The organism is Limnohabitans sp. (assembly GCF_044373035.1).
GTDB lineage: Bacteria > Pseudomonadota > Gammaproteobacteria > Burkholderiales > Burkholderiaceae_C > Limnohabitans_A.
Window position 1 is genome coordinate 1 of sequence record NZ_JBILQU010000134.1, and the last position, 5,897, is coordinate 5,897.

Annotated in this window: 6 protein-coding genes and 1 pseudogene; 1 reads left to right on the forward strand and 6 read right to left on the reverse strand. The window is 59.6% G+C overall.

Features of this window, described 5'->3' with window-relative positions:
• The 6 genes and pseudogenes from ACIQ47_RS14140 to ACIQ47_RS14165 all read right to left on the reverse strand — a co-directional run.
• Positions 1–157: pseudogene (locus tag ACIQ47_RS14140) on the reverse strand (4-hydroxyphenylpyruvate dioxygenase); the annotation flags it as partial.
• Between the two features lie 141 nt (positions 158–298).
• A complete protein-coding gene (locus ACIQ47_RS14145) occupies positions 299–1,132 on the reverse strand; it encodes a shikimate dehydrogenase family protein (protein WP_396438715.1) in 834 nt (277 codons plus the stop codon).
• Between the two features lie 153 nt (positions 1,133–1,285).
• Positions 1,286–2,281, reverse strand: coding sequence for a TRAP transporter substrate-binding protein (locus ACIQ47_RS14150; protein WP_396438716.1), 996 nt, complete (start codon positions 2,279–2,281; stop codon positions 1,286–1,288).
• Between the two features lie 88 nt (positions 2,282–2,369).
• On the reverse strand, positions 2,370–3,647 hold the full coding sequence (locus ACIQ47_RS14155; protein ID WP_396438717.1) for a TRAP transporter large permease subunit: 1,278 nt from the start codon (positions 3,645–3,647) through the stop codon (positions 2,370–2,372).
• A 17-nt stretch (positions 3,648–3,664) separates the two neighbouring features.
• The gene (locus ACIQ47_RS14160; protein WP_396438718.1) at positions 3,665–4,198 is read right to left on the reverse strand and encodes a TRAP transporter small permease; all 534 of its coding nucleotides are present in this window, start codon (positions 4,196–4,198) and stop codon (positions 3,665–3,667) included.
• Between the two features lie 100 nt (positions 4,199–4,298).
• Positions 4,299–4,961, reverse strand: a complete 663-nt coding sequence (locus ACIQ47_RS14165) for a TetR/AcrR family transcriptional regulator (protein WP_396438719.1) — start codon at positions 4,959–4,961, stop codon at positions 4,299–4,301.
• A 146-nt stretch (positions 4,962–5,107) separates the two neighbouring features.
• On the opposite strand from ACIQ47_RS14165, the gene ACIQ47_RS14170 reads away from it, so the two are divergent.
• Positions 5,108–5,897, forward strand: a 790-nt coding sequence (locus ACIQ47_RS14170) for an NAD(P)-dependent oxidoreductase (protein ID WP_396438720.1), incomplete at its 3' end; no start/stop codon positions are given.

Genomic DNA, 5,897 nt, shown 5'->3' on the forward strand with positions numbered 1-5,897 from the left:
ATCGGTGACGCGCCACGGGCCGAAAACCCATGTTCTCCAGCACTTGGCCCAGCGCCTGCGGACGGCTGGTGGCGTATTCGATGAATTCAATGCCCGCGATGCCCAATCGGTTGGGCATGTCGGGCACGGCTTCGCGGTCCAGTTTGTTCAAGCTCATCTCGTCGCTCCAGTTGCAATGTGTAGGAGCCCACCCCTGTGGGCGATGGTTTTGGGGGTGTGTGCCACACCCATCGCCCACGGGGTGGGCTCCTACAAAAAGAGGTTCAATTCATTGGCCATGTTGGTGGACAAAACAGGTTCAGTAACTCAGTTGCGCCACACGGCGCAGCAATTCGGCCGTGGTGGTCGGCAGGCCAAAAAATTCCAAATAGGCTGGAATCTGTTCGTAAAGCATGTCGGTGCCCACCTGCGTGCGGCAGCCGCGCGCTTGGGCTGCCGCCAAAAACGCGGTGGTCTCGGCTCGCATGACCACCTCGCCCACAAAAGTGTCAGGCGACAGGCGCGAGACATCCAGGGGCAGCGGGTCGCCTTCGTTCATGCCCAAGGGTGTGGCATTGACAACCAGGTCATGCCCCATCGGGTCGTTCGAGCCGGTGCGCACATCGATTTGCGGGTAGTTATCCCTGAGCCGCTGGGCCAGCGCTTCGCAGCAAGCGGTGTTCACATCGAACAGGCTGATGGCCGCAATGCCTGCGCCCGCGAGTGATGCTGCAATCGCACAACCCACACCGCCTGTGCCCACCACCAAAACACGTTTGCCCGTCAGGTCAAAACCCTTGCGCTGCACACCGCGCACAAAACCGGCACCGTCAAACATGTCACCCACCAAGCGGCCATCGGCCAATCGCTTGACCGCATTGCAAGCTCCCGCCACGCGCACGGTGGTAGTCACTTCATCGAGCAAACCCACGGTGCTGACCTTGTGTGGCATGGTGATCAGCGCACCCCGGATGTTTTCGAGCGTGAACACAGACTTCAGGAAAACTGGGTAGTTCTCGGCTGTGCAACCCATGGGCACCACCACCGCGTTGATGCCCGCCTCGTTGAAGTACGGGTTGTAAATCATCGGGGACTTGAAGGTGTGCGTGGGGTAGCCGATGTGCGCGATGAGTTCGGTGTGGCCGTTGATCATGGGCTAGGAAAAAGAAGCCCGCATCTTTGAACCATGCGAGCAGAAGGAATCAGAAAATGCCCCCCTGAGTGCGGGGGCTTGACCCGCTACAACACCAGGCTGCAGCGGGCGCGTCTCATCCCTGAGCCACGGCTGGTGCCGTGGCCAGTGGGCTTACTTGCGCAGCTTGGCCAACTCGGCTTGCAGTTCGGCCACGGTGGCGGCAATCGCCTCGCCGTGCTTGGCAATCACGGGCTTCATCTTGTCGCGCAAGATGGCCACTTCGGCTGCGGGCAAAGTAGTCACTTGCATGCCATTTTTCTTCAGGTTCTCCAGCAAGCTGGCTTCTTGCGCGCGCGCTTGGGTGCGCTGGAACTTCGAGGACTCGGCCGCCGCGTCGCTCAAGATTTTCTTTTCAGCGGCCGACAAGGTGTCCCAGAACTTCTTGCTGATGACGATCGACTGGGGGTTGTACTGGTGACCGGTCAGGACCATGTGCTTTTGCACTTCGAACAGCTTGGCACCGTTGATGGTGGCCACCGGGTTTTCCTGGCCGTCCACGGCTTTTTGCTCCAGCGCAGCGTACAGCTCAGGGAATGGCAGCGGTGTGGGGTTGGCACCCAGCGCCTTGACCCAGTCCACGTTGATCGGGTTGGGGATCACGCGCAGCTTCAGGCCTTCGATGTCCGAGACCTTGTTGATGGCGCGGCGGCCGTTGGTCACATGGCGAAAGCCCAGCTCGTAGTAGCCCAAACCCACCAGACCTTTTTCTTCCAGCTTGGCATGCATCTTCTTGCCAAAAGCACCGTCCACCACGGCGTCAGCTTCTTGGCCGCTGCCGAACATGAAGGGGAAATCAAACACCGAAAAGTCGCGCACTTGCGAAGCAAAGATGCCCGAGTTCATCGAGGCCATCTCCAAAGTGCCGCCTTGAATGGCCGACACGTTGGCTTGGTCGCTGCCCAAAGCGCCAGCGGGGAACACGTTGACCTTGAGCTTGCCGCCCGAGTTTTTCTCGACGATTTCCTTGAACTTTTCCATGCCCTGAATGATGGGGTGGCCCGCTGCATTCTGGTTGGCGAACTTGATGGTTTTGTCTTGCGCCGAAGCCACGCCCATGGCGGCCAGTGCCACGGTGGCGATCAAGGACTTGATGAATACACGTTTCATGAAGGGTCTCCAGTAAAAAGAAGGACGTACGCTGTGCATCAAAGGGGTGGTTGTCAGGCGTACCCGATCAGACAACCACACCCGGGAATCAATAGAACCAACGCGCGGGCACCATCACCAACGCAGGAAAGAGCACCATGGCAAACATGACGGTGAACTGGGCGATCATGAAAGGCATCACGCCACGCGTGACCTCGTCCATGCTGATTTTTCCGACACCCGCCACCGCGTTGAGCACCGTTCCCACGGGCGGTGTGATCAGGCCAATGGCGCAGTTGATGATGAACAGCACGCCGAAGTAAATCGGGTCGATGCCTGCTGCCTTGACCACCGGCATGAGCACAGGGGTCAACAGCAAAATGGTGGGCGTCATGTCGAGCGCGGTGCCCACCACAATGATGATCACCATGATGGTGAACATGAGCAAGCGAGGGCTGTCGAGCAAGGGCTGCAAAATTTCGATCAGCTGGGCTGGCAAATTGGCCACCGTGATGAGCCAAGCCGAGACCATGGCAGCAGCCACCAAAAACATCACCACCGCGCTGGTTTTGGCCGAGCTCACAAACAAGGGGTACAGGTCTTTCAGACCCAGTTCACGGTAAACGACAGTGGAGATGAACAAGGCGTAAACCGCCGCCACCACCGCCGCTTCGGTGGGGGTAAAGATGCCGAACTTCAAGCCAAACACGACGATGAGCGGCATCACCAGGGCCCAAGTGGCTTCGCGCATGGCCACCAGGATCTCGCCCATCGACTTGCGTGGCGGCACCTGCACCATTTCCCGCCGCGCCAACCACCACCAGGTGACCCAGAGCGAAGCACCCAACATGATGCCGGGCACGATACCGGCCATGAACAGTTTGGAGATGGACACATTGCCCGCCACACCAAAGATCACAAAGCCAATGCTGGGCGGAATGACCGGGGCGATGATGCTCGCTGAAGCAATCAAGCCTGCCGACCGGGCCCGGTCATGACCGGCCGCCACCATCATGGGCAAGAGCAAGGCCGACAGCGCCGCCGCATCGGCCACCGCCGAGCCCGACAATGCCGCCATGATCACGGCGGCCATGATCGTCACGTAACCCAGGCCGCCCTTGATGTGGCCCACACAAGCCATTGCAAAGTTCACGATGCGGCGTGACAAACCGCCCGCGTTCATGATCTCGCCCGCCAGCATGAAAAACGGCACGGCCAGCAAAGGGAAACTGTTGGCGCCTTCGAGCAGGTTTTGCGCGAGGATCTGGGCATCGAACATGTTCAAGTGCCACATCAGCGCCACGCCGCAGATCAAGAGCGAAAACGCAATCGGGATGCCGATGGCCATGGCCCCGAGCAGAGAAAAAACAAAAATAGCGATCGTCATGTCAGTCTCTCTTGCGCTCAGGCTTTGCCACCGCCATGGGGCGACTCTTCGGATTCCTGAACCATGACCAGGTCTTCATCGCGCACTTGGCCGGTGAGCAAACGAAACAGATCGGTCAGCAAGATCAGGCCGCCCAACACCGCAAACACCACCCCGGGGGCATACACCCAAGCCATGGTCACTTCCATCACCGCGCTGGTGCTGCCCAGGTTGATCACGGTCTGCTGGTAAGCCCCTTTGAACAGCAGCCAGCAGATGAACAGCATGGCCAGGTAGGACAAGCCAAGGCAAAACTTTTTGCCCGCAGGGCCCAGGCGACCCAGCAACATGTCGGTGCCCAAGTGACCGTGCTCTTTCAAGGCAACGATCGCGCCCATGAAAGTCATCCAGACGAACAACCAGCGCGAGAGCTCCTCAGACAAGGTGATGCCCGAGTTGAAACCGTAGCGCATGACCACATTGCCAAAGACCAGCACCACCATCACGGCCAAACACAGGGCCATGACGATGTTCAGGACTTTGCAAAAACCGTCGATGAATTTTTGAACCAACACACGACTCCGAAAATGGGTTATCGATAATGTACGAACTGGTTAGTTTTTTAGGGATCCGTGATTACCCTGATGTCTTAGTGACATTCAAACTTAACTGTTATGCCGAAATGGTATGACTCACGAAGCGCAGGATCAACTCGACCACATGCACCCTTTTAAGGGTGTTGGCTTTGTCCTGACTGGCCCGGTCCTGAAAGATCAGGCCAAAGGTGTGGCGGTTGGAGACGTTGAAAAACGTGAACGCCGAAATCGCCGAGTGGATGTCCACCGGGTCCAGCCCGGCCCTGAACACGCCCTGCGCCACGCCCCGGTCGTACACGGCCTGGACGGATTGAATGGCATTGGAGTTGAGCGCCTGAATGCTCTGGCTTTGCCGCAAGTAGTCACCGCGCTGGATGTTTTCGTTCATCACCAGGCGAATGAAGTCTTCGTTGTCGCGGTGGTGGTCGTAGGTGAACTCCACCAGTTTTTGCAGCGCCTGCGCAGGCGGCAGGTCGTCCAGGTGCAGGTCCGACTCAATGGCCCGCATCCGGCGGTAAGCCTCTTCGAGCACGGCCAGGTACAAACCATCCTTGCTGCCGAAGTAGTAATAGATCATGCGCTTGCTCGTGCGCGTGGCCGCGGCAATCGCGTCGATGCGCGCGCCCGTGAGGCCCTTGTCGGCAAACTCGTGTGTGGCCACAGCCAGGATCTCGGCCATGGTACGGGCGGGGTCGTTGGTGCGGCTGGAGACGCTGGCCCCGCTAGAAGGGCTCAGCATGGGGTCCGAAGAATGTACCGGTTGGTTCATTGGTCGGAGTATAGAGCGCCTGCAGCCACGTCCAAACAGCTTGGCAAGCATGTGACGCCCTTTGGGACGGCTCACGGCTACAGTGCATGCAGGACAGTTCACTCAAAGGTACAAACATGACAACAATCGGCATGATCGGCATCGGCATGATGGGCCACGGCATCGCGAGCAACCTGCTCAAACACGGGCAAAGCCTGACGGTGCTGGAGCACCCCGGCAACCAGCCGCTGGACACCCTGCTGGCCGCAGGCGTGCGCACCTGCACCACGCCCCAAGCACTCGCTGCGCAATCGGATGTGATCATTTTGTGCGTGACGGGCACGCCACAGGTCGAGGCGGTGCTGCTGGGCGATGACGGCGTCTTGAAGGGCATGCGGCCCGGCACCATTGTCATCGACTGCTCCACCGCCGTCCCCGCCTCCACAGAAAAAGTCGCGGCCCTGGTCATCGCCCAAGGCGGGCAGTTTCTCGATTCGCCCATGACGCGCACCCCCAAGGAGGCTGCGGAAGGTCGGCTGAACTTGCTGGTGGGTGGCGACGCGGCCTTGTTTGAACGCTGCCGCCCTATCCTGGCCTGCTTTGCCGAAAACATCGTGCACACCGGCCCCATTGGCTCGGGCCACCGCATGAAGCTCTTGCACAACTACGTGTCGCTGGGCACCGTGACCTTGCTGGCCGAAGCGGCTGCCTGCGCCCAACGTGCGGGCGTGGACGCCAATACCTTTGTGGAAGTGCTGTCCAAAGGCGGCGGCTGGGGCGCGGCACTGGACCGCCTCAAACCCACCCTGACGTCTGGCGACACCTCGGGCCTGCGGTTTTCGATGAGCAACGCGCTCAAGGACCTGAGCTACTACAACCAAATGGCCATCGACACGCATGCCGACCACACCGTCGCCGCTGCGGTCA